This window comes from Psychrosphaera haliotis, from assembly GCF_009728465.1.
Taxonomy (GTDB): domain Bacteria; phylum Pseudomonadota; class Gammaproteobacteria; order Enterobacterales; family Alteromonadaceae; genus Psychrosphaera; species Psychrosphaera haliotis.
Genome location: NZ_WOCD01000001.1, coordinates 489,020 through 511,168 on the forward strand (window position 1 = coordinate 489,020; position 22,149 = coordinate 511,168).

Here is a 22,149-nt window from a genome sequence, read left to right on the forward strand (position 1 = left end):
CTTAACCTCCTAAAGACTTAAAAAGGTATAAAGACTTCACTTTATACCTCCGTTGCGAATCCTTCAGCGTTAGAACTTCCTAATTTTCTCTACGTAGTGCCTTACTTTTAGTACGTCTAAGCGTTCTCTATTTGCATCCAGCACATTTGCACCAAATTCATCGGCAATCTTTTTCGCTGCGTTGTGCATCATATTAAAGGTCTGTAGAGCTTCACCAGCGTTTGGCAATGTCATAAAGATACTCAAACCTCTCGTGGTAACCTGCTCCATATTATCTATATCAAAGGTTCCAGGGTTATACATATTCGCTAAACTAAATAATATTTCGCCATGCCCAGAGCTTTGTTCGTGGCGATGGAAAAAGTCCATTTCACCAAACTTAAAGCCGAGCGTTAATAAAATAGGTAGCAGTTTGGCGCCATCTATAGCTTCACCTTCAGGTTTGTCTACGTATAAGATAAGCACTTCGCTTTTTTCTGGCTCAGCTGGTGTGCTTGGCTTAGACGCAGCGTTTGATTCAAAAGCAAAGTTTTCACTCGTTGACGATTCATTGCCTGATAATTCATGAGCGGATATACCATGAACAGCGGAGTCACTAATTGAAGGTTCAGTGCGTTCAGAGTCAACAGCAGAAAAGCTTGGCATATCGTCATTTAACAATACGCCTTGATTTTCATTATATGTTTCACGCTCATAAGCAGCTTTACCATCAGTGTTTTCAGCTAACCCTGCTTCAACTTGTGGCTCTACTTCTATATTTGTAAGGTGCTCTTTGTTTTCCTGATAAATAGAATCAACGTCCACATCAACAACCGGTAAACCTTGGCTATCGCCGCTACTTGCTAGTGTATTAAAGTCCATTTCCATTTGCTTAATTTTAAGCGACTGTATTTCTAACTCTTCATCATTTAATACAATTTCTTCAGGCTCTGCATCTTGGGCCTGTAGCTTTCGTTCTTCATTAACGTTTTTACGCACTGTCCAAATACCATGAAGTACCACGGCACCAATAGCTAATGATCCTAATAAAATAAGTGCTAACCTAAGTTCTTCTGCCATGTTAATTAAAAACCTTTTTTACGTTCCATTGCACTAAACGGCATCTGCCATTTCTACTGCTTGTTGAATATCCACTGCGACCAATCGAGAAACCCCAGGTTCTTGCATTGTTACACCTGTTAGGTGAGTCGCCATTTCCATTGCTACTTTATTATGACTTATATAAATAAACTGTACCGATTCCGACATTTCGTTCACCAGTTTACAGAATCGTCCCACATTTGCATCATCAAGAGGGGCATCAACTTCATCTAGCATACAAAATGGCGCCGGATTTAGCTTAAATATAGAAAACACCAATGATAATGCGGTCAGCGCTTTTTCGCCACCACTAAGCAAGTGAATTGTGGAGTTTTTCTTACCTGGAGGTCGAGCCATGATAGAAACCCCTGTTTCGAGTAAATCTTCGCCTGTTAGTTCCAAATAAGCCGCCCCGCCACCAAATACTTTGGGGAATAAAGTTTGTAAGCCTTCGTTTACCTTATCAAATGTTTCTTTAAATTTACTACGTGATTCTCGATCAATCTTTCGAATTGCTGACTCTAACGTTTCCAAAGCGTTAGTTAAATCGGTGTACTGCTCGTCTAAATAGCCTTTTCGCTCAGCTTGAACATCATATTCGTCAATAGCCGCTAAATTTATTGCTCCTAAACGCTGAATAGAGTTCGACGCTTTCTCATGGTTGTCACTCCATAGTGACTCTTCAGCTTCCTCTGGCATATTCTCTAACAATGGCTTTAATGCTTGTTCTTGATCTTTTAGTGATTCCAGCATGTTCTGAGCTCGGATCCTTGCCCCTTCAGCGTCCATTTTGATATCGGATATTGCGTCGCGCATTTTGTCTAGTTTGGCTATTACTCCAGACTGACCAGACTCTAACTCTTTAATTTCTTCATCAACCTGGGCTGCTAAGCCATGCAACGCTTGTAGTTTCTCTTCTGCTTCTAGTTTCTGTACCAGCGCTTGCTCAAGTTGCTCATTGAGTAAATCATTATCAGCTTCATTTTGGCTAGTGTTAGCAATGTCTTTTTGACGTTGTTTTAACTGTGTAATTTGCTGATTAGCTCGTTGTATATTTTGGTGTAAATTTGTTTTGGTATTTTGCAAAGACTGTAGCTTTAACGACGCTTGATGAGAGTCTTGTTTTACGCTTTCCAACGCTATTTTTGCGTTTGCGACTTGATTTTGAAGTTCGGTCTTTTGGCTTTCAGTTGATTCCGCCGCCGTTTGCACTTCTATTTCCTGCTCCTGTGCCATCATTTGCTCTTCAAGTAGAACCTCTATGGACAAGTTTGACTCTTCAATTTGCAATTCCGTTTCTACAATTTGGCTCTGTAATTTACTTTGCTGCTGTTTCGTTTGTATTGCCTGTTGTTGAGCAAATTTTGATTCTAATTCTAATTTTTGTAACGCATGCTTTTCCAGCTCAAGTTTTGCTTTTACCGCCTGATAATGGGCTTGCGAATCTTTTGTTTCGGTTAGCGCATGCTCTAAAATGTTTTGCTTGTCAAAAACCTGTAATTCAATATCTGCTAGTGAACTCTTTATTGTTTCTATTTGGGCTAACCGTTTTAACGTACTGGAATCGCCCTTTCCTAATGGACCACCTAGTCCGGTCCAGTTTTCACCAATTAGTTGCCCAGATGGCAATATAACCGCCGCCCAGGTTTTATTATTAAGTAATTGATTTGCCTGTTCTAACGATGTTGCGATTGCGACTCGATTAAACCATAGCGGTGCTTGACCATCGCGGATCACCGACATCACACTTCCTGGTTGCACTGCTACACTTTTGCTGTCACTTACATATTGACCGGAGTTTGCCAGCTCCTGACTAGGTAACGAGTCAATTAACATCACCTCACCTTGATGACTAAGAAGCTGCTCCACTGCATTTTGCCACTGCGTGGCTACTTTAAGTTGAGCTAATAACAAACCTTTTGTTGGTAACTCTTTATTATTAGAACCTGATTCGCTACTTGAGAGCTCACGTCGCCACTGTTCAAGTTGCTCCAGTTTTATCTGTAAATGCTCTTGCTGGCGAATGGTCTGTTGTAAATTGTTTTCTGCTTCTTGACGACTTTGTTGATGCTGATCGTCTTTTAGTGCGGCTTCTGCGTATTGCTCTGACAACAAGTTAATAGAGCTTTTTAATTCATCGAGTTGGTTTTCTTGCTCCAACACTTGGCTATCTAGGTCGTGACTAGATAAGTCATGCAATTCTATTTTTAAACCACTTAGTTTTTGATTATTTTTAGACAGCTCCAATTGCTGATGATGCAACCTTGTATCTATTATTTTTATCGCTTGCTGTGCCTTTGCGAGTGCTTGGACGCCAGAGTTTACGCCTTGTTGATAACGCTCGTATTGTTGCTCGAGATCAAAGAGGTTTTGTTCTGCTTGGGCTAGTTTTTCATGCAGCAACTCTTGCTCTGGCTCAAACGAAAGGAGTTGTTCGCTTATTTCATCAAAGGACGTTTGCTCAACAACTAGATGCTGTTGGCTTTCCGTTAAACTGGTTTCAATTTGATTAAGCTGTTCTTGATAACGCGATTTATTTTGCTGTTCAAAAACAATTTGCTGTTCCAATTTTGTAATTGTATTTCCGGCCTGAAAAACAAGCTGTTGGCTCTTTTGAATTTGATCAGTGAGTTCTTGAAGTTGTTCTTTTTTGGTTAACAATCCAAGTTCGCCACCTCGTTGTTGCGCTACAAAGGCTTCTAATTCTGTTTCTTTAAGACGCTGTTGCTGAGTATGAAAGTTAAATTGCTCGTTATATTTATGCCACTTTAACGCGGCTAGCTCTGCTTTATACTGACGTTCTTGTTTTTTTAACTCTTTAAAACGCCTTGCTGTGGCCGCTTGTTTTTTTAATTTGTCTAGTTGTGTACCAAGTTCTTCGCGCACATCTGCAAGTCGTTCTAGGTTTTCTCGGGTGTGACGAATACGGGTTTCCGTTTCTTTACGGCGCTCTTTATACTTTGATATGCCTGCAGCTTCTTCTAAAAATACACGTAGCTCTTGAGGTTTGGACTCTATAAGTCTTGAAATCATGCCCTGTTCAATGATGGCGTAACTGCGAGGCCCTAAACCTGTACCTAGAAAAATATCGGTAATATCACGACGTCGGCACTTTGTGCCATTAAGAAAATAGGTTGAAATCGCTTCTTTTGTTACCGAGCGCTTTATTGAAATTTCGCTTCGGTCCGCCAGTTGGCCTTGTAACTTGCCCTCTGTATTGTCAAAAACTAACTCAACACTGGCTTGAGATACAGGTTTGCGATTAGTTGAGCCATTAAAAATAACGTCGGTCATGGCATCACCGCGGAGGTTTTTTGCCGAGCTCTCACCAAGCACCCAGCGAACCGCATCGATTACATTCGATTTACCACAGCCATTAGGTCCAACAATAGCCGTCATCTGTTGCGGAAAAGGGACGGTTGTCGCATCAACAAATGACTTGAATCCAACGAGTTTTATATGTTTTAAGCGCATTTAAAATTGATACTTGATTATAGTTATTTTTATAGGGCTAAACGATAGCAAATTTTGTTGTAATTTGTAACAACTGGCGGCTTGCTTAGTAGGCAAACAACTTTATACTTAAGACTTTGTAAAATAAAGTTTGTTTGAGGTTTTTTTTGATGACAGTTGGTGACGGTGTTAGTTATTTTTTTCGTGGCTTTGGTTTATTAAAGACTAAAGGTTTGAAACGCTTCATATTAATACCTTTGATAGTCAATTTTATTTTGTTTCTCAGCGGTTTCTATTATTTGTTTGACGTATTAGGGACCAATATAACTTGGTTGCATGAACAAATTCCAGATTGGTTAAGCTGGTTAGAGTTTATTATTTATCCTTTTGTTATTTTGCTGATGGTTTTACTGTTTGGTATGTTTTTTACCACGGTTGCCAATTGGATTGCCGCACCATTTAATGGTGTGCTTGCAGAGCGAGTTGAAATGCATTTAACTGGCCAGGCTCCGCGTCAAGATTCCTTAGCAGCTTTAATAAAAGCAACACCACATACGTTAAAACGAGAATGGAAAAAGCTTGTTTATTTTTTGCCTAGAATGGTTGGCTTTTTTCTAATTGGGTGGTTTTTTCCAATTATTGGACAGTTAATTTGGTTTGCCTTTATTGCTTGGGTTTTAGCCATTCAATATTGCGATTACGCCTTTGATAACAATCGCTATAGCTTTGATTTTATGCGATATATTTTAAGTCAAAACAAGAGTGCTTGTTTTGGTTTTGGCGCTACAGTTTCTGTTTTAACAACCTTACCCTTTATTAATTTATTTGTGATGCCTGCAGCTATTTGTGGTGCCACTATAATGTGGGTCGAAAACCTAGAAGAACAAACTAGAAACCAAAGCCTATCAGAGCAACAATAAGTTCAATTAGCTGAGTGCTCTGAACAGTTTATAGCGTTAAAAATTGCGTTGCCTGATTCGGTTAATGTCTGTATTTTAGTCTCCATTAATTTTTAATATGGACTTTTAACCGATATGGGTTCGTTTACTAAAACTGAATTAACTAATATTAGTGCCAAGGATGAGCGAAATTTCTCGCTAGTACTGATCTTAGGATTTCTTTTTATACCTCTAGCCGTGGCTGCTCTTGCCTATCTATTTTTTACTTATGGCGTTGTTTCACCAAATCAAATTGGTCAAATTGGCGAGTTTTTTGGAGGTTGGTTATCGCCGTTGTTTGGTCTGTTTGTTGCAATACTGCTAATTTTTACCATTCGATTTCAAATACAACAAACCCGATTACTTCGACTTGCCATTGATAAATCAGCTCATGTACAAAATAAACTGGCCGACTCTAATCATGAACTGCTTAATCGTTCGCATACCAATTTTGAGCTGGAGTCTAGCGCAAAAGCTTTGATTAGCTTGGTTGAACAAGCGGACAAAATCCTAAATACCAAAGTAAACATTTATGTCGACATACTTAACTTTGATAACAAACTACCGCACGAAACTCGCTTGTTTAATGTCATAGACTCTTGGAAGCAAGATATTGAACATAACAAGTCCTTAACGATTAAGTTTCGACATGATAGAGACGCTAAAGTTATCGCTAAATATTTGCATAATATTCATCATGAAATTTACATTTGTCAGTCTTTAATTAAAAACAAAGGTTGGGTATATATTTCTCCTTATGTTAAGTCTATAACCGAACATGTTGAAGCCGTAGCCACGTTAAATTATGTTGGGTTAATTACAGATGCAGAGCTTTGGAAAATCAAATGTGCCGTTCACAATGTGCTAGAAAAGTTAGTCAGCGGTAAGTTGGGCGATGTAATACTTGATAGTGAAATCATTGGCGCGTTAATGAAAGACAAGATTGAGACCCTATTTAATGAGCTTCCGACGCCAGAGGACTATCAAGAAGAGGCTGAAAAGCGATTTAATCCAGCCATCGTTGGCTAAAATTAGCTCGTTAAAGGTAAAAGACTTAGGTGTAGAGTTTTAGGTGTAAATTCTTAGGTGTAGATTTTTAGGCGTAAATACTTAGTGTTAGAATTATTTTTCATGCACTGCTTACCTACACCTTTATTCAAAAATCTTCCCAAATACGCTACATACAGATATTACTGCAGGAAAAGTAAGCGAAATTCGATTTTTTGAGTCGTACATGCTACCCTCGTCGCCAATTAAATTTTAGTTATAAACATTAGAACTCTAATAATAAAGGTGTCCCTTGATTAGTTTTACATTTTTATCAATTTTACTGTATTTCGTATTGATGCTTGCGATTGGCTTTTATGCCATGCGCACATCAACGTCTGACAATAGCGAGTATTTACTTGGTGGGCGTAATGTTAGTCCAAAAGTAACAGCGTTATCTGCGGGTGCGTCGGACATGAGCGGCTGGATGTTAATGGGTTTGCCTGGCGCGGCCTTTATAAATGGCTTAGACAGCGTTTGGTTAGCATTAGGTTTACTAATTGGTGCCTACGTAAATTACATCTTAGTGGCTCCTAGGCTACGTGTTTATACAGAAGTAGCTGACGACTCCTTAACTATTCCTGAGTTCTTTTCTAAACGTTTCTCATTAAACAACAGTTCAGTTCGAATCATCGCTTCCTTAGTTATCATCTTGTTTTTCACACTTTATACTTCTTCGGGCCTAGTTGCTGGCGGTAAGTTATTTGAAAGCGGTTTTGATCTTGGTTACGAAACCGGTGTACTAATTACTGTTTCAGTTGTCATTTTATACACAGTATTAGGTGGCTTTTTAGCGGTAAGTTTAACGGACTTTGTGCAAGGCTGTATCATGTTTATCGCCCTTGCCATGGTGCCACTATTTGCCATGGGTCAACTTGATAATTTATCTGGCATTACCTCTCTGATCACGAGCGATTTTGTCACAGAAGTCGCCAGCAAAGATGCGCTGGGATGGCTTGGTGTACTAAGTTTAATGACTTGGGGGCTTGGTTACTTTGGTCAGCCTCACATTATTGTCCGATTTATGGCAATCAACTCACATAAAGATGTAAAAACTGCAAAAAATATTGGTATGTCGTGGATGACAGTGACTATTATTGGCGCTGTGTTAACCGGTATCGTTGGATTACATTATACCCAGCAGTACAATGTTGCGATTGACGATCCAGAAACCATTTTTGTATTACTATCACAAATTCTCTTCCACCCTCTTATTGCGGGTTGGTTATTAGCTGCAATTCTTGCTGCGATTATGAGTACGGTTTCATCACAATTATTAGTTTCATCTAGTTCGTTAGTTGAAGACTGCTACCGAATTTTCATCCACAAAGAAGCCTCTGACAAAGAGTTACTATTCGCCAGTCGTTTATGTGTTGTGTTGGTTGCCGCTGTTGCTACCGGCGTTGCCTTTAATTCTGATAGCGGAGTTTTAGATATCGTATCTAGTGCTTGGGCAGGATTTGGTGCGGCGTTTGGCCCAGTGGTATTATTTGCGTTACTTTGGAAGCGAATGACTAACCAAGGTGCCATTGCAGGTGTATTAGCGGGCGCAATTACGGTAATATTCTGGAAACACGCTCCTGTATTAGCCAATGGCGATGCTTTAGGCTCGGTATTTTATGAGTTGTTACCAGGATTTATCGTTTCATCTATTGCGATATACGCTGTGAGTTTAATGACTGATGAGCCAAACGAAAAGACGTTGAGTCAATTCGACAAAACTCAAAGCATCATTAACGAATAAGACATAAGTAAAAAGATTGTAGGTAGGGTTTAATTTGGAAAAGTACGAAGAGTTACTTGTAGCTATTAGGCGCGTCATTCGCGCCATTGACTTACGCTCAAAAAAACTAAGTAAGGATGTAGGCATTACTGGCCCTCAACTTTTAGTTATTCAAGAGTTGGGCGCTGATCCTGGCATTACTGCTAAACAAGTATCAGATATTGTAAACCTGAGCCAAGCAACGGTAACAAGTATTCTAGACCGCCTTGAAAGCAAAGGTATGGTAGAACGAGTTAGAAGTGAGTCTGACCGTAGACGTATTGCTTTATATTTAACTGACTTAGGTAAAAGCACACTTAAAAGTGCACCTAGATCAATGGAAGATAGCTTTATCGATAAGTTTAGTACGCTAGAAGATTGGGAGCAGTCTCTTTTACTGTCTAGCGTTCAGCGTGTTGCAAACATGATGGACGCGAATGACTTAGATGCGGCACCTATTTTGAACATTGGTGATATTACACCAAAATAAAATAGATACTTTCATCTCTAATTAAACCGACTTTATTGTCGGTTTTTTTTCGCCTAGGTTTTACTCGTTCCTATACCTCCTTCTTTAAATCTACATGACTTCCTATTCATTTTAACCTGACCTAACGGCGATATTAATAACCTAGTAAAGCAACGAAATAGCGATACAGCCTGGCTTTCAAGAGAAGTTAAAGGTTAGTTTATACTAATAACTATAAAGAGGCGTGATAGTAACTATAAGCAACCAAAATATAATTAGTACAATAATGATTAGACTTCTAATTATTTATCCGTATACTTTACAACCTGATTCGAGCAATAGGACATACGTAATGAATACAAATTCTTGGAATGACTGGAACCGAATAGTTCTTAAAGTAGGTAGCGCGTTAATCGCTCCTAGTGGGAACGGTTGCAGTGCACACCAATTATTTCCAATCGCCCAGTTTATTATTGAATGTAGAAAGCAAGGTAAGCAGGTTGTGCTAGTTTCTTCGGGTTCAGTGGCGGCAGGACGTCACGTTTTTTCAAACCCTGACAACCCTTCGCTAGCATTAAAGAAAGCCATGGCAGCTGCTGGCCAGTCTGAAATGGTATCTACATGGGATCGTTTGTTTGATTTCCATACTGCACAAATATTATTAACACATGGTGATTTACGCGACCAAGAGCGTTATCACAGTATTCGTGACACAATAATGACGTCTTTAGAACACGGCGTAATGCCGATTGTTAACGAAAATGACACGGTCACAACCGACGGTTTAAAAGTTGGCGACAATGACAACTTATCTGCAATGGTGGCAGCCGCGGCTGGAGCAGATGCCTTAATCATGTGTTCTGACATTAATGGTCTTTATAACAAGAACCCTAAAATACATGAAGATGCAGAATTACTTAGTGTTGTAAGTGAAATAACTGAAAACATCAAAGAAATGGCTGGAGGCGCTATTAGTTCAACCGGAACTGGCGGTATGTTAACTAAACTCCAAGCTGCGGAAAAAGCGACTGCTCATGGCATTACAACTTATATAGTTAATGGATTTGAAGCGGAGACTTTCTCAAAATTAGTTCGAGGTGAAAATCCTGGAACCGTGTTTACACCATATAAAAATCCAATGCAGGATGACTTGCATTGGTTGACTCATACAACAAGAGCGCAAGGCGAAATTATTGTAGACCAAAGCGGTGCAGTATGTGTACTTGACGATGAAAAGACGTTATCTAGTGATCAACTGGTTGATGTAAAAGGCAACTTTAATATTGGTGATACCGTTTTAGTTAAAACTGAGAATGGTAATCGAGTCGCAAAAGGCGTTGCCAATTATAGTAGTTGTTTAATGTCTTATATTTCTGACCAGCATGAGCCTAACGAAACTGCGTTTCCAACTATTGAGTCACTTATCGAAGATAAGAACATTGCCGTATTAAAGGAGGCCTAATGAGCTATATTAAAACAATTTCACGAGCTGCAAAATCTGCGTCAAAAAAACTAGCAATTTTGTCAGAAGAAGAAAAAAACGCTGTATTACTTGCCATGGCTAAAAATATTAAAGAAGCGCAACCAGCTATTTTAGAAGCAAACAAAATTGACCTTAAGAATGCAGCTGATATGGAGCTTGAAGCTTCGTTTGTTGATCGCTTAACGTTAAATTCAGAACGTATTGATGACATGGTAACTGGCATTAAAGAGATTGTTGCTCTTGATGATCCAATTGGTAGCAGAAAAGCCGTCACCACTAGACCTAACGGTTTAGAAATAGAGAAAATGCGTATTCCACTCGGCGTTATTTGTATGATTTATGAATCTCGACCAAACGTAACGGCTGATGCTGGTGCGCTGTGTTTTAAATCTGGTAATGGCGTAGTACTTAGAGGCGGCAAAGAAGCATTAAATTCAAGTTTGGCTATTGCTGCTGCAATGCATAAAGCACTAGAAGAGCATAACTTACCTAAAGAACTTGTAGCGGTTATTGACGACCCTGCTCGAGAGCTAGTACTAGAGTTAATTTCTCAGGTGGACAGCATTGATTTAGTTATTCCTCGCGGTGGTGAAGGCTTAATTAAATTTGTTAGTGATAACAGTAAAATACCAGTCATTCAGCACTTTAAAGGTGTTTGTCACTTATACGTTGATAAAGATGCCGACTTTGAAAAAGCATTAAGAATATTAGAGAACGGTAAAACTCAGCGAACTGGTGTTTGTAATGCCCTTGAAGGCTTGCTAGTGCATGCCGATATCGCTGAAGACTTTTTGCCAATAGCAGCAAAAATGTTGCAAGAAAAAGGCGTGAAAGTGAATGCTTGTCAGCGCTCACATGGATTTTTCCTAAGCCCTATTCTATTACCTTACTCTGATTTTGGACAAGAATATTTAAGTCTTGAGATAGCCATAAGAACGGTAGATAGCTTTGAGCAAGCCCTTGACCATATTGATGAGTTTGGTAGCCACCATACGGAAGTTATTTGTACTGAGAATGAAAAAACAGCACAAATGTTCCAACTTGCTGTAGATGCATCGGTTGTTATGGTTAACGCAAGTTCACGCTTCTCAGACGGTTCTCAGTTAGGCTTGGGTGCAGAAATAGGAATTGCGACAACAAAGCTACATGCCTACGGCCCTATGGGTTTAGAGTCGTTAACTGCAGAGAAATTTGTAGTTACCGGTGAAGGTCAAGTTAGATAACGTTATAACAGTATCAAAATACGGAAACTTCATACTTATTAGATATGTATAATTTGGGCGAACTTAAACTTGAACCAATCGCCCAGAACAACCTTCTTTGCTAATAAAAGCCTCTTTTGAGGCTTTTTTTCTATTTGATTCACTGTTTTTTAAGCAAATTCTCAAGTGTCGTCTACACTTTCATTGTATTTAACAACAATGAGACAGGGTACTATGAAAAAAGTATTGCAACTTGGTTTTCCAATTGGGCTTATAGCCTTATCCACCGCTAGTTTTAATGCCAATGCCGACATTCGCTTCAATGGATTTGCGTCGATAGTTGCGGGACAAACGCTTAGCGATAACGAGAGTTACCTTGGTTATGATAATGACCTTTCATTCAAAAATGAGTCAATTTTTGCTCTACAAGCAATGAGTGATTTAGGTGACGGTCTTTCAGCGACTGCACAAATTGTTGCTCAAGGTAACGAAAATTTTGATACGAAGTTTTCTTGGGCATATATCTCATATGAAGCAAGCGACTACACAACAGTAAGAGCTGGACGACTTCGTATTCCTTTTTATCTATATTCAGACTATTTAGATGTTGGTTATGCATACCCTTGGGTAAGACCAGCAGGTGCTATGTATAGTCTGCCATTTAATAACTACGACGGTATTAGTGTTGTACATAATAAACTAATTGGCGAGTGGGACTTCTCATTTAACTTTATGTTTGGTGAGCTTTCCGACACGTTCTTCAAAACAACCTCTCCAACAGAGGGTTCATTGAACAATATGTACGGCTTAGCTACAAGCTTTAGCAGAGAGTGGTTCAGCGGCTACTTTACTTATATTGCGGGTGAAATTAACATTCCAGTGGCAGGCATTGAGTCATTTGCTAGCCTTGCACAAGCTTTAGGTGCGTCGCAATCTGCCGCTGATGAGCTTCGTATTGATGGTGATACAGGTACATTTATAGGTGCCGGCTTTAATATTGATTATGAAAACTGGTCAATTATTGCTGAGTACTCTGAAAGCAATACAGACGACTCAATTCTGCAAGAAGCAGACAAAGGTGGCTATATTAGTTTTGGTTATCGTGTAAATGAAAAAACCATGCCTTTTATTATGTTTGAAACCTTTGAAACGCCTGCCAATTCAAGTATTGCAGCAGCAATGCCGGGCACCGTAATTCCAGCTTTAGGTACAGCATATGATGGCATTCCGGTGAACATTGCAACTCAAGCAATAGTTGATGCAACAAACCGTGATGAATACACCGCAACATCAGTAGGTGTGCGTTATAACTTCCACCCAAGTGCTGCCTTTAAGGTTCAATACACAAGCGTTGACAACGACTACAACGATGCTTGGGATGCTGATTCTATTGCATTTGCTGTTGACGTTGTATTTTAAGGAGGTTGTATGAAAAAATCGACAATTGCATTAGTGCTTGCTTTATTTAGCTCAAATGTTTTGGCTGTTAATGTAGTAGTACACCCGTCGAATGCAGATGCACTTGATAAAACGGCCATCTCTAGAATATTCCTAGGTAAAGCAAAGTCCTTTCCAGGTGGCGGATCTGTAACACCTATTGATCAAGCTGAGGGCTCAGCTGCAACCAATGAGTTTAACGATAAAGTTTTAAGTCGTTCTGGGAGCCAACTTAAAGCTTATTGGTCAAAACTTGTATTTACTGGAAAAGGCACTCCGCCTAAGAAGGTAGATAACGATGCAGCGGTCATTGATATGGTTTCAAAAAACCCTGATATGATTGGCTATATTCAAGGTGATGGCGGCGGCGCGGTAAAGGTAGTTGCTAGCTTTTAACTTTTAGTGATGGCATAAAATATATAAAACAGGGATGTTTTATATTGTCCAACTTTGAAAACAATATTTTAAGTATTTCATTCTTCCATTCTGTATCTTGAAAGCTCCTCTTTTCAAACTAAATATAAAGCTGTCCTCTATGTGTATATTCTCTAATTAATGATCCACATTTACTTACAAAGCCAATGCTTTTGCTGGAATAACAAACCCTTGATACCCATCAAAATTATATTTCTTTAACTTTTCAAGTTGCATTTCATTCTCTACGTGCGTTGCTATAACTTTGATATCTAAATTGTGGATTGTTGTGCACAAAGAATCGACAAAATAAGCGTCATCATCATTTTTCAACACCATTTCAGTATAAATATGATCAACTTTGACATAGTCCGGATGAACTGACTTTAAGTATGAAAGAGATTCAAAGTTTCTGCCAACTCTATCGATGCCGTACTTGAAGTTCAATTCATTTAAACATTCGCAAAGAGTGTTTACATTATCCATGTCGTTTAGCACTGAGTCTTCATTAAATTCAAATACAATTCTGTCTTTACTCTCACAGTTGTCTTTCACTTTATTGCAAAGCCACATTATAAACTGGTAATTTTTCATTGCTGACTTTGTGATATTGAGCGCCAATACCTGACTCTCATTGCCTTTAGCGTACTCAAACGCTTTTGCAATAATATTTTTGTCAAAATCTGAACCTAATTTATGCTCATTCATAACAGATATAAATGTTCCCAAAGTTACATTTTTGAAACCTTCAATATGAACTTGAGTAAATACCTCAAAGTGCTCAGGCTCAATACTATTATAAAGAAAGACTGGTTGGTGGCGAAATGACAAATGTGACTCAGATATTGCAAGTTCCAACGCCTCTTTAATCTCAGTTCGAGTATGTATATGTCCACAGTTTGGCTCAATCTCTACCACAGAGACACCACTGGTAGACTCCTTTGCTGCAATGAGTGTTTGGTCGAGTAAAGCGACTATACTTTCTTTGTCCGCTTTGTGGGAAACCTTTACACCTGCCGCAGAATATATATTTTTATTGTCGAACAATTCTTGAATTTCAACCGTAGAAAAGTAAGTAGCAAGCTGCTTTAGTTTTAACTCTACTTCTCTTTTATCGCTTTCCTGAACGATTAATATAAAGTCTCTTTCTGAGGTTCGCGTTTTTATAACCGTCTCGTCATTATCAAAAATAGTATTTATATAGTGGCCAATAACCACCATTAACTCATCCCTCTTTTGCCAACCATGAGATTTCCGCATTTCTTCAATACTTGCTATTTGAATTAAAACTAGAATCCCGTTTCCAGACTCTTTTAACCAAGCATCTAATCTGCGATTAAAGTAGTTTCTATTGCCAAAGCCTGTAACTGGTTCTACATAAGCGGCCTGTTCTAGTTTACTATGTAGTTTCGTCTTTTCTTCAAACTGTTCTTTTAGTTTGTCCGTCATCTGATTAACAGCAACCGTTACATCCCTGAGCTCTTTGGTAGTCGGCACCGGTAAAGGTTCTCCAAAGTAATGAGACTGAATTTGTTTTGCCTTCTCTTGTATTCTAACTAAAGGTCTTAAAACAAAGTTAATGGCATAAGAACAAACAAATATTACAAAAAGCCCTAAACCTCCTAACCAAATAATAGTCTGTACAAATGATGTCCATAATTGCTTATATGCAAACCCTGGATGACCAACAACTTTAATTTTCCCAACTTGGTACCAACCTGAAGTAACCTCATTTTCAATAAATGGCGGCGAAAGTATTTCTAGATCTAAAAACCATTGTGGAACACCATCAACAGCAACTTCCATCTCTTTAGTTATGATCTCATTGGTGTCGAATTTGGTAACTGATATCTTTTTATAGTAACCACCATCAAAATAGGCGTTAAGCGTTGCATCTATCATTACATTGTCACCGGACTCCAAATGAGGAGCTACAGCTATGGTCAAGGACGATGACATATTTTCCAAATCAGACTCAAGCTGGTTCGTTAAATACTCTTTTGTTGAGTCAAATTGCAACCATAAAACTCCCATCAAGTTTATACAAAACGTGAGTATTATTACGGCAACAATTTCTTTAAATAATGTCATATTTCACCTATTCTTCGGACATGAACTGTTCCATGCTGTAACGGTTTGATAGATTGTCCCAGTCGGCCATACGAGCACTCGAACTGGCTGTTTTACCCTTGCCTTTTTGCTTGTTCAACCACAATTTTTGACCATTAAAAGAAACTATTAAAACTAGATCTTTTCTTTTGTAGGCGGGTTTTATTTCGCCGTCTATGTTGTCCAAGATTAACGGCATTGATGTTTTTGTGGGGTAATAAGCGAGCACCATATGAAACTGATTTAACGTTAAAGACTTTACATAACCTAAGCGTAACTTCTCCATAGGTATTCCAAGCTCAAGTAGCGTAAAATATTTGGCAACAGCAAAGTCTTCACAATCTCCACCTCGAATGCCAATAAACTCAAGTGGTGTTGCCCAATAATCCTCTTTTCCCCAAAGCCTTATGTCATCAACAAACTCAAAGTAATTAAAGAATTGATTAACTAACTTCAACTTTTCTTGCTCAGGCAATTGCTGCTTATTGTCAATCATTGCTCGCCAAGCAATAATTCTTTTAACAGCATCTTCGTCATATTTTTCTCGAGTAAAAGCTACCAACTTGTCCATATCTAATTTAGGACTGGAGAGGGTTATTAATGAAAATAGCACCAGAAAAACAGCCGCTGCACTTTTCAGTCTGTTGAGCATGTTAGCCAGTTGCCTTTACCAACCAGACTCCTGAGCTTCCTTTATTGCCTCAGCTTCTGATAATTCAGGTTCTACTTCTTCAGGTTTATTTTCCATCATAAATATGTGCCACCGTTGTTTACTGGCCATTTCTAACGTTTCCGCTACTAATGTCACTTTTCGATTTAATGCATTCGCATCTAGCAATTCTAATTCTTTGGTTTTCTCGACCTTAAGAGTTTCTGATAAAACAATCTCAACTCTCCGATTTAGGTTGTTTGCATACTCAGACTCATTATTTATTACCGGACTTAACTCTCCTTTCCCATAGGACTCTAGGGAGTTTGGATCAATGTTGAAATCACTCACTAGCATATTTACAACAGAGCTTGCTCTTCTTGCACTTAAGCTCAAGTTATAGCTTTCATTTCCTACTAAACTTGCATGTCCTACAACCTTTATCTTTTTTGCATTATAGGTATTAATAAATGCCGCAACTTCTTTAACTTGAGCTAGATAAACCTCAGCTATTTTTGACGAATTAACGTCAAATCGAACGGTAATATTTTTCTTTATTTCTTTTGTTTCAAAAACCGGACAACCTTTACTATCTACTACGATTTCATAACCAGAGTTTCCGCATTGGTCTAAATCATCAGCTACGCCATCATGATCTTTGTCATTCTCTACTTTTGATTCGTAATTTTGAGCGTTTCCATCAAGAGCAAGCTTATCGCCATCTAATAATTGAGTGTTAATTTTACTCAGTGGTAACCCTGTTCTTTCTTGAACAAAATTCGCAACGATTTTCATTCGCTTTTTTGCCATGACTTCATTCAGAAGCATGTCACCATCTTTTGAGGTATAACCCATAACAATGAAATTCCATTGTTTGTTCACGGCTAATTCACGAAAGTAATTCGTTAGTTCTTGTTTCTGTACATTTGATAGTTCTACACTCCGCTGCTGAAATTCAATATCTTTAACTAAGTCCGATAGTTTTTCCTCTTCAACCTCACAACCGTCATTTGTTACTTCGTGGGACATAGGAGTGTCCATACAGGCTTCACGCTCTGCGATTACTCCATCTCGATCTTCATCAATTAGCTTTGCCCTGGCCTTGTCGCTTAATGCCCCCCAACTATCGATTGTGCTAGATTCACATCCCATTAAGAATGAACACAGAGAAATAATGACTATTAATACTTTATTAGCATCGTTTTTCATTTCAATCTCCAAGAGTCTGAAAGTCGTTAACATCTATTCTTAAACTAGACAGAAGAATACCCATCGCATTATAAATTCTATAATGAGCAACTAGCTCAACTTGCTCCGCACTGACATAGTTTTTTCTTGCCTCAAATAGTTCATTTTCTGTATCTAATAAATCAAGGAGGCTTCTTCTTCCCAATGTGAACTGTTTTTTGTGGGCTTGTAATGTGGTGTAACTAAACTCGACGTGCTGTTGCAAGTACGTTAATTGCTCCTGAACAAATTGAAAGCTACTCCAAGCGAATTCTGCGCCCTCTATTACCTGAAATTCAGCTGAAGTCCTCAAATTTAAAGCTTGCTCTCTTTGATAAATTCCTTTTTTCTTTTGTTCTTGGTCAGCAAAGCCATTGAATAAGTTATATGTCACATTCAAGCTTATTTTTGACTCGTCTATATAGTTATCACCATTGTTGTTATATTCGTTTTTTGAATGGCTTAAATTTAGAGATACTTTAGGGTAGTAGTTTCCCTTGTTTCCATCTAGTTGCGCTTCAGCGGCTTTGACGTCAGAAATTGAAGCTAATATTGTTGGGTGCTTTTCCCTAGCTTTAACTAGTAATTCACTTTTAGAGTGAGGCAACATCGATTTATCTGGGTAAGGCATAACCAAAGCATCAGGCAATTCTCCAACTAATCTAAAATAAGCCGCTTTGGCATCTTGCAGCTGATTTTTTGATGCTAATAAGTTGGCATTAGCTCTAGCTAGTCGTCCTCCAGCTTGTGACAAATCTGATTTCGAACCAAGTCCACTGTTGGTTTTCTCTCTTCAATTTGCCCATAGATTTCTTTATGTGACGCCAAGTTTCGTTCCGCTAATTCTAGTATTTTTTCTGCACTTAAATAGCTTGAGTAGGCTTTTACAACATCCAGAGCTGTATTTTCTGCGCTTGATATTAGTGTAAAGAACTCGGCTTTTGCTTCAGCTTTTGTTCTTTTTACATTTTCTTGCGTGAAGAATCCGTCAAAAAGAATTTGCTCTATGGATATACCATAACTTACTGGTTCAAACTCCTCATCTTCACTACCTAACCTACTTTGGACATTGTCTCGCTCTCCAATACCGGCATTGGCATATAGATCTGCAGTAGGGTAGTAACCGGACTTCGCTATTTCTATGTCTTGCTCCATACTTTTATATTGGTAGAACAAAGCCCGCACATCTGGATGGATTTCTAAGGCCTTTGCTACTGCTTGTTCCAAAGATTTAGCTTGTGCTGCAAAGCTTAGTAGGAAGGTAGCATTAACAATAATAAATTTGATTACGATTTTTAATTTCATATATTGACGGCTACCTTTTACTTTTCTCTTAATGAATTATGTTTAGCTCTCACAATCGGCTTTAATAAATAATCTAAAACTGTTTTCTTGCCGGTGATGACGTCAACGTTTGCTGTCATGCCAGGAATAATCGGTAACGGCTTGTTATTACTGTCTAAATAGCTTTCTGAAGTCCTCACTTTAATGTAGTAGTAACTTTCATCTTTTTCATCTTTAATTGTGTCTGCACTAATGTGTTCAACATTCCCTTGAAGGCCGCCATATATTGCAAAATCGTAAGCACTTAACTTAATAATGGCATCCAATCCAGGTCTTAAGAACGCGATATCTTTAGGTGCTATTTTGGCCTCAATCAGCAGGCTGTCTTCTAGGGGGACAATTTCCAATAAGTCCATCCCTGGTTGAATGACTCCACCTACTGTATTAATCTTAATCATTTTATTGTGCCATCGACTGGAGAGGTCACTGTTGTTCGCTCAAGCCTATCTTGTAATGAGATTAAAACTTCCTCTATCCCATTGAACTTTTCTTGTGCTTCCACTAGCTCTTCTTGAGATTCGTTGCGAAATTGTGAAAAAATTTCAGTCCGCTTATTAGATGCCTCTTGAATTTCAGCAAATAATTTGGGGACCATTAATTTAGCCCCCTCTAACTCACCTTTTACGTCATTTCCAGCACGTTGTAGTTTGATAACTTCAACTTCAGATACCACGCCATTTCTCGCCAGCGGTACTGTAATTGCAATTTCCTTTTTCACTAATTCATAGCTTCTGTTTAAATATGAAACTTTAGAGTTTAACTCTTCAAGGCTGGCTTTTTTTGATTAACTTGTTGGTCTATAACTCTAGTTCTATCTAATAGACCTGCTAATTTTTCTTTGTAAACGGAGTGCTGCTGTGCTCGAATTTCTTTTGGGATCCTAAGAGAAGTGAGTTTTATTGACAGACTGTTTGACTTGGCTAACAGTGTTTTCAGTTCATCGACTGACATTACATTTACGTTTTCAATTTCTAACTTTAATCGGCCAATTCTTGCTAGCAAACTATCGCGCTGAGTAGCTTGCTCTCTGTATTCGGATAAAAACTTAGTGCTGTCAATACTGAGTAGGGTTTCTCCTGCCGTTACACGCTGACCTTCTTGAACTAAAATTTCTTTTAAAATGCCGCCTTCGAGGTTTTGAATTACTTGCACCTGTTGCGAAGGAATCACTTTGCCCACGCCAACGGTAACTTCATCAATTTCTGCAAAGCCTGCCCAAGTAACGCCCAATATAATTGTCAATACAACTAGATAGAGCACGTACCTAGGTTTCTTCGCACTGGCTAATAGCAAAGCAGCGTTAATATCATCTATATATTTTAGTTCTTTTTGTTTGATATCAGATGAAAGCATTACACCTCCTTACTCGTCGCATTTTTTAATTTGTCCAAAACAATATTTTTGGTCCATCTGCCACTATGCGCCCTTGTTCAATAACTATGACGCGATCGACTAAGTCCAGCATGCTAAATTTATGAGTAATTAATATGAATGTTTTTTCTTGGACCAATGAAGCTAAATGAGATTTTAGTTTTTGTTCGGTATAGCTATCCATATACTAGAAGGTTCATCTAGCACTAAAACCGGAGGGTTGAATAAAAGAGCTCGTGCTAGCGCCACGGCTTGCCTTTGACCACCTGACAAATATGCTCCCCGCTCTCCAACCTGTCTATCAAGGCCACTACTCTCAGCATCTGTAAAGTTAGTCACTCCTGCATGACGAGCTGCTCTGAGTACTAATTCATCATCCACATGCGGTACGCCCAAAGTAATATTGTCTCTTATTGACCCATAAAACAGGTTTATATCTTGAGGTAAACATCCGATTTTTTGTCTTAAGTCCGCTGGATTAATCTGATTTATGTCTATGTTATCAACTTTTATATTGCCCTCTTTTAACTTGTACATTCCCAACAATACTTTTTCGATTGATGACTTTCCTGCGCCAATGCGACCAATAATTGCTACTTTTTCCTTAGGGTTTAACGTAAACGAAATGTTATGCAATACGTTATGATCACTATTGGGATAACTAAAACTGACGTGATTAAATCGCACGGCACCATCTAAAAATGGCCTATGTAAATATTTATCATAACTTTCACTTGGCATTGCCATAATTTCGTCAAGGGTTTTGAATGCAGACTCCGCTTGGTTATAACGGGTTGCAAGCAACGCTACACTGCTAAAAGGCCCAAGTGCTCTGCTTGTTAACATGACACATGCTATAAGTGCTCCCATGCTAATGTTGCCATCCATTATTTGGTATACACCAACAACTATGATAACAACCGATGTAAATTGATTAAGGAATGTTGTTACGCTTGATACTGAAGATGTATAGCGTTTTATTTGAATGTTCCAGGCTGCAATATGCCCTACTAAAGCTTCCCATTTACTTTGAAATTGACTTTCTGCACCATTAATCTTAATGGTTTCCGCACCGGTTAAAGACTCTATTAGATGAGCATTCTTTTGCATCGAAAATCGAGCACCCTTTTCAACTTCCAATCTAATTCGTTTTTTCATCCAAAGTGAATAAGCAAGTACTATTGTAATCATTGCAACAGGTATAAAGGCCATAGGCCCCGCTACTATGAATATAATGAAAAGAATAATTAGAGCGAATGGCACGTCTACCAGTGCTGCGATTGTTGCTGACGTAATAAACTCTCGAATTGAGTCAAACTCTTGTACGTTTCTCGCAAATGCTCCAACTGATTGAGGCCGGCTTGCCAACTCTAGATTTATAACTTTAGAAAAGACTTCAGAAGATAACAAAACATCTGATTTTTTTGCGGCTAACTCCAATAAATAAGCACGAGTTTCTTTTAGAAAGAAGTCAAGCGTAAGAACTATCAGCATGCCTATTGCTAATACCCAGAGTGTATCAAATGCTAAGTTTGGAACAACGCGATCATAAACATTCATGACAAATAAAGGCTGGGCAATCGCAAATAAATTAATAAAAAAAGATGCTATCAAAACATCACGATACAAAGGCGATGACTTCTTGATGACTGACCAAAACCAATGCCCCTCAGCTTTAGTTAGTGTTTCCGTACTTCTACCGTCAAAGCGATGCATTTTACGTACAAAAAAACAAAACCCGCTATAGAGTTCAACAAGCTCTGAAAGCTCAATTGTATCTTCACCGCCGTTAGATTCTGGCCACACTACGGTTGCACTGTCTTCACCTTTTGATAAAAGTACACAAGCTTTACCGTCTTTTAAAATTAGAATAGTAGGTAATAAAAGGTCTGGAATATCATCTAAATGCTTTTTAGATAAATGAGCGTCCAAGCCTGCCCTAGCGGCTGAACGTGTTACCAATTTTACTGTTAACTTTCCATCTTCTAACGGCAACCCAGCGGTTAAAGCATGAGTGGAGAAAGGCTTTGAAAAGTGTTCGCCATAAATATAATACAATTCAAAAGAGCATCGTCTTTATCCTGCAAAAGCTCTAGCTCCTCAACGACCTGCTTCTTTTCTACCATTCACACCTCAACCCTGATCAATGTAATGACCTCGAGCG

Annotated in this window: 19 protein-coding genes; 8 read left to right on the forward strand and 11 right to left on the reverse strand. The window is 38.6% G+C overall.

The window, feature by feature from the left end; genetic code table 11:
- Positions 1-69 precede the first annotated feature (69 nt).
- Together zipA and smc are read right to left on the reverse strand one after the other, a co-directional pair.
- Positions 70-1,059 (reverse strand): cell division protein ZipA, encoded by a 990-nt coding sequence (zipA, locus tag GNP35_RS02220; RefSeq protein WP_155694115.1) that lies wholly within the window; start codon positions 1,057-1,059, stop codon positions 70-72.
- Positions 1,060-1,092: 33 nt separating this feature from the next.
- Complete coding sequence (gene smc, locus GNP35_RS02225) at positions 1,093-4,554, reverse strand: chromosome segregation protein SMC (RefSeq protein ID WP_155694117.1); 3,462 nt, start codon at positions 4,552-4,554, stop codon at positions 1,093-1,095.
- A 149-nt stretch (positions 4,555-4,703) separates the two neighbouring features.
- Between smc and cysZ the strand changes: the two genes are divergently transcribed.
- The 8 genes from cysZ to GNP35_RS02265 all read left to right on the forward strand — a co-directional run bounded on the left by cysZ (position 4,704) and on the right by GNP35_RS02265 (position 13,267).
- A complete protein-coding gene (gene cysZ / locus GNP35_RS02230; protein WP_155694119.1) occupies positions 4,704-5,453 on the forward strand; it encodes a sulfate transporter CysZ in 750 nt (249 codons plus the stop codon).
- 114 nt (positions 5,454-5,567) lie between these two features.
- Positions 5,568-6,500: a hypothetical protein gene (locus GNP35_RS02235; protein ID WP_155694121.1), complete on the forward strand. Its 933-nt coding sequence runs from the start codon at positions 5,568-5,570 to the stop codon at positions 6,498-6,500.
- A gap of 271 nt (positions 6,501-6,771) precedes the next feature.
- A complete protein-coding gene (gene putP, locus GNP35_RS02240; RefSeq protein ID WP_155694123.1) occupies positions 6,772-8,262 on the forward strand; it encodes a sodium/proline symporter PutP in 1,491 nt (496 codons plus the stop codon).
- A gap of 34 nt (positions 8,263-8,296) precedes the next feature.
- Complete coding sequence (locus GNP35_RS02245; RefSeq protein ID WP_155694125.1) at positions 8,297-8,770, forward strand: MarR family winged helix-turn-helix transcriptional regulator; 474 nt, start codon at positions 8,297-8,299, stop codon at positions 8,768-8,770.
- Positions 8,771-9,101: 331 nt separating this feature from the next.
- Positions 9,102-10,211: a glutamate 5-kinase gene (gene proB / locus GNP35_RS02250; RefSeq protein ID WP_155694127.1), complete on the forward strand. Its 1,110-nt coding sequence runs from the start codon at positions 9,102-9,104 to the stop codon at positions 10,209-10,211.
- Positions 10,211-11,455, forward strand: a complete 1,245-nt coding sequence (locus tag GNP35_RS02255; RefSeq protein WP_155694129.1) for a glutamate-5-semialdehyde dehydrogenase — start codon at positions 10,211-10,213, stop codon at positions 11,453-11,455. Before proB ends, GNP35_RS02255 begins: the two co-directional genes overlap by 1 nt.
- Positions 11,456-11,668: 213 nt before the next feature.
- Positions 11,669-12,853 carry a hypothetical protein gene (locus GNP35_RS02260; RefSeq protein WP_155694131.1) on the forward strand — a complete coding sequence of 395 codons (1,185 nt, stop codon included), beginning with the start codon at positions 11,669-11,671 and terminating at the stop codon, positions 12,851-12,853.
- A gap of 9 nt (positions 12,854-12,862) precedes the next feature.
- The gene (locus GNP35_RS02265) at positions 12,863-13,267 is read left to right on the forward strand and encodes a type 2 periplasmic-binding domain-containing protein (protein WP_155694133.1); all 405 of its coding nucleotides are present in this window, start codon (positions 12,863-12,865) and stop codon (positions 13,265-13,267) included.
- Positions 13,268-13,441: 174 nt separating this feature from the next.
- Here the strand turns inward: GNP35_RS02265 and GNP35_RS02270 are convergent, their stop codons facing one another.
- From GNP35_RS02270 to GNP35_RS02300, 9 genes are all read right to left on the reverse strand, one after another.
- The gene (locus tag GNP35_RS02270) at positions 13,442-15,376 is read right to left on the reverse strand and encodes a bifunctional diguanylate cyclase/phosphodiesterase (RefSeq protein WP_155694135.1); all 1,935 of its coding nucleotides are present in this window, start codon (positions 15,374-15,376) and stop codon (positions 13,442-13,444) included.
- 7 nt (positions 15,377-15,383) lie between these two features.
- Complete coding sequence (locus GNP35_RS02275) at positions 15,384-16,046, reverse strand: transglutaminase-like cysteine peptidase (protein ID WP_155694137.1); 663 nt, start codon at positions 16,044-16,046, stop codon at positions 15,384-15,386.
- 15 nt (positions 16,047-16,061) lie between these two features.
- Complete coding sequence (locus GNP35_RS02280) at positions 16,062-17,252, reverse strand: OmpA family protein (RefSeq protein ID WP_196492386.1); 1,191 nt, start codon at positions 17,250-17,252, stop codon at positions 16,062-16,064.
- 1 nt (position 17,253) lies between these two features.
- Positions 17,254-18,024 carry a TolC family protein gene (locus GNP35_RS02285; RefSeq protein ID WP_155694141.1) on the reverse strand — a complete coding sequence of 257 codons (771 nt, stop codon included), beginning with the start codon at positions 18,022-18,024 and terminating at the stop codon, positions 17,254-17,256.
- The gene (locus GNP35_RS02290) at positions 18,000-18,575 is read right to left on the reverse strand and encodes a TolC family protein (protein ID WP_155694143.1); all 576 of its coding nucleotides are present in this window, start codon (positions 18,573-18,575) and stop codon (positions 18,000-18,002) included. The genes GNP35_RS02285 and GNP35_RS02290 overlap by 25 nt, the downstream gene beginning before the upstream one ends.
- A gap of 17 nt (positions 18,576-18,592) precedes the next feature.
- Positions 18,593-19,012, reverse strand: a complete 420-nt coding sequence (locus GNP35_RS15230; protein ID WP_196492387.1) for an HlyD family efflux transporter periplasmic adaptor subunit — start codon at positions 19,010-19,012, stop codon at positions 18,593-18,595.
- Positions 19,009-19,332, reverse strand: coding sequence for a putative HlyD family type I secretion protein (locus GNP35_RS15235; protein WP_196492388.1), 324 nt, complete (start codon positions 19,330-19,332; stop codon positions 19,009-19,011). Before GNP35_RS15235 ends, GNP35_RS15230 begins: the two co-directional genes overlap by 4 nt.
- Positions 19,333-19,370: 38 nt before the next feature.
- Complete coding sequence (locus GNP35_RS15240) at positions 19,371-19,967, reverse strand: putative HlyD family type I secretion protein (protein WP_196492389.1); 597 nt, start codon at positions 19,965-19,967, stop codon at positions 19,371-19,373.
- 174 nt (positions 19,968-20,141) lie between these two features.
- Positions 20,142-22,043, reverse strand: coding sequence for a type I secretion system permease/ATPase (locus GNP35_RS02300; protein WP_196492390.1), 1,902 nt, complete (start codon positions 22,041-22,043; stop codon positions 20,142-20,144).
- Positions 22,044-22,149 lie beyond the last annotated feature (106 nt).

Bases quoted from the DNA above. Each gene is read 5' to 3' on its own strand.
- zipA (WP_155694115.1), bottom strand. From the start codon at position 1,059: ATGGCAGAAGAACTTAGGTTAGCACTTATTTTATTAGGATCATTAGCT.
- GNP35_RS15240 (WP_196492389.1), bottom strand. From the start codon at position 19,967: ATGCTTTCATCTGATATCAAACAAAAAGAACTAAAATATATAGATGAT.
- smc (WP_155694117.1), bottom strand. From the start codon at position 4,554: ATGCGCTTAAAACATATAAAACTCGTTGGATTCAAGTCATTTGTTGAT.
- GNP35_RS15230 (WP_196492387.1), bottom strand. From the start codon at position 19,012: ATGATTAAGATTAATACAGTAGGTGGAGTCATTCAACCAGGGATGGAC.
- GNP35_RS02275 (WP_155694137.1), bottom strand. From the start codon at position 16,046: ATGCTCAACAGACTGAAAAGTGCAGCGGCTGTTTTTCTGGTGCTATTT.
- proB (WP_155694127.1), top strand. From the start codon at position 9,102: ATGAATACAAATTCTTGGAATGACTGGAACCGAATAGTTCTTAAAGTA.
- GNP35_RS02280 (WP_196492386.1), bottom strand. From the start codon at position 17,252: ATGAAAAACGATGCTAATAAAGTATTAATAGTCATTATTTCTCTGTGT.
- GNP35_RS02265 (WP_155694133.1), top strand. From the start codon at position 12,863: ATGAAAAAATCGACAATTGCATTAGTGCTTGCTTTATTTAGCTCAAAT.
- GNP35_RS02270 (WP_155694135.1), bottom strand. From the start codon at position 15,376: ATGACATTATTTAAAGAAATTGTTGCCGTAATAATACTCACGTTTTGT.
- GNP35_RS02235 (WP_155694121.1), top strand. From the start codon at position 5,568: ATGGGTTCGTTTACTAAAACTGAATTAACTAATATTAGTGCCAAGGAT.
- cysZ (WP_155694119.1), top strand. From the start codon at position 4,704: ATGACAGTTGGTGACGGTGTTAGTTATTTTTTTCGTGGCTTTGGTTTA.
- GNP35_RS02255 (WP_155694129.1), top strand. From the start codon at position 10,211: ATGAGCTATATTAAAACAATTTCACGAGCTGCAAAATCTGCGTCAAAA.
- GNP35_RS02290 (WP_155694143.1), bottom strand. From the start codon at position 18,575: ATGAAATTAAAAATCGTAATCAAATTTATTATTGTTAATGCTACCTTC.
- GNP35_RS02260 (WP_155694131.1), top strand. From the start codon at position 11,669: ATGAAAAAAGTATTGCAACTTGGTTTTCCAATTGGGCTTATAGCCTTA.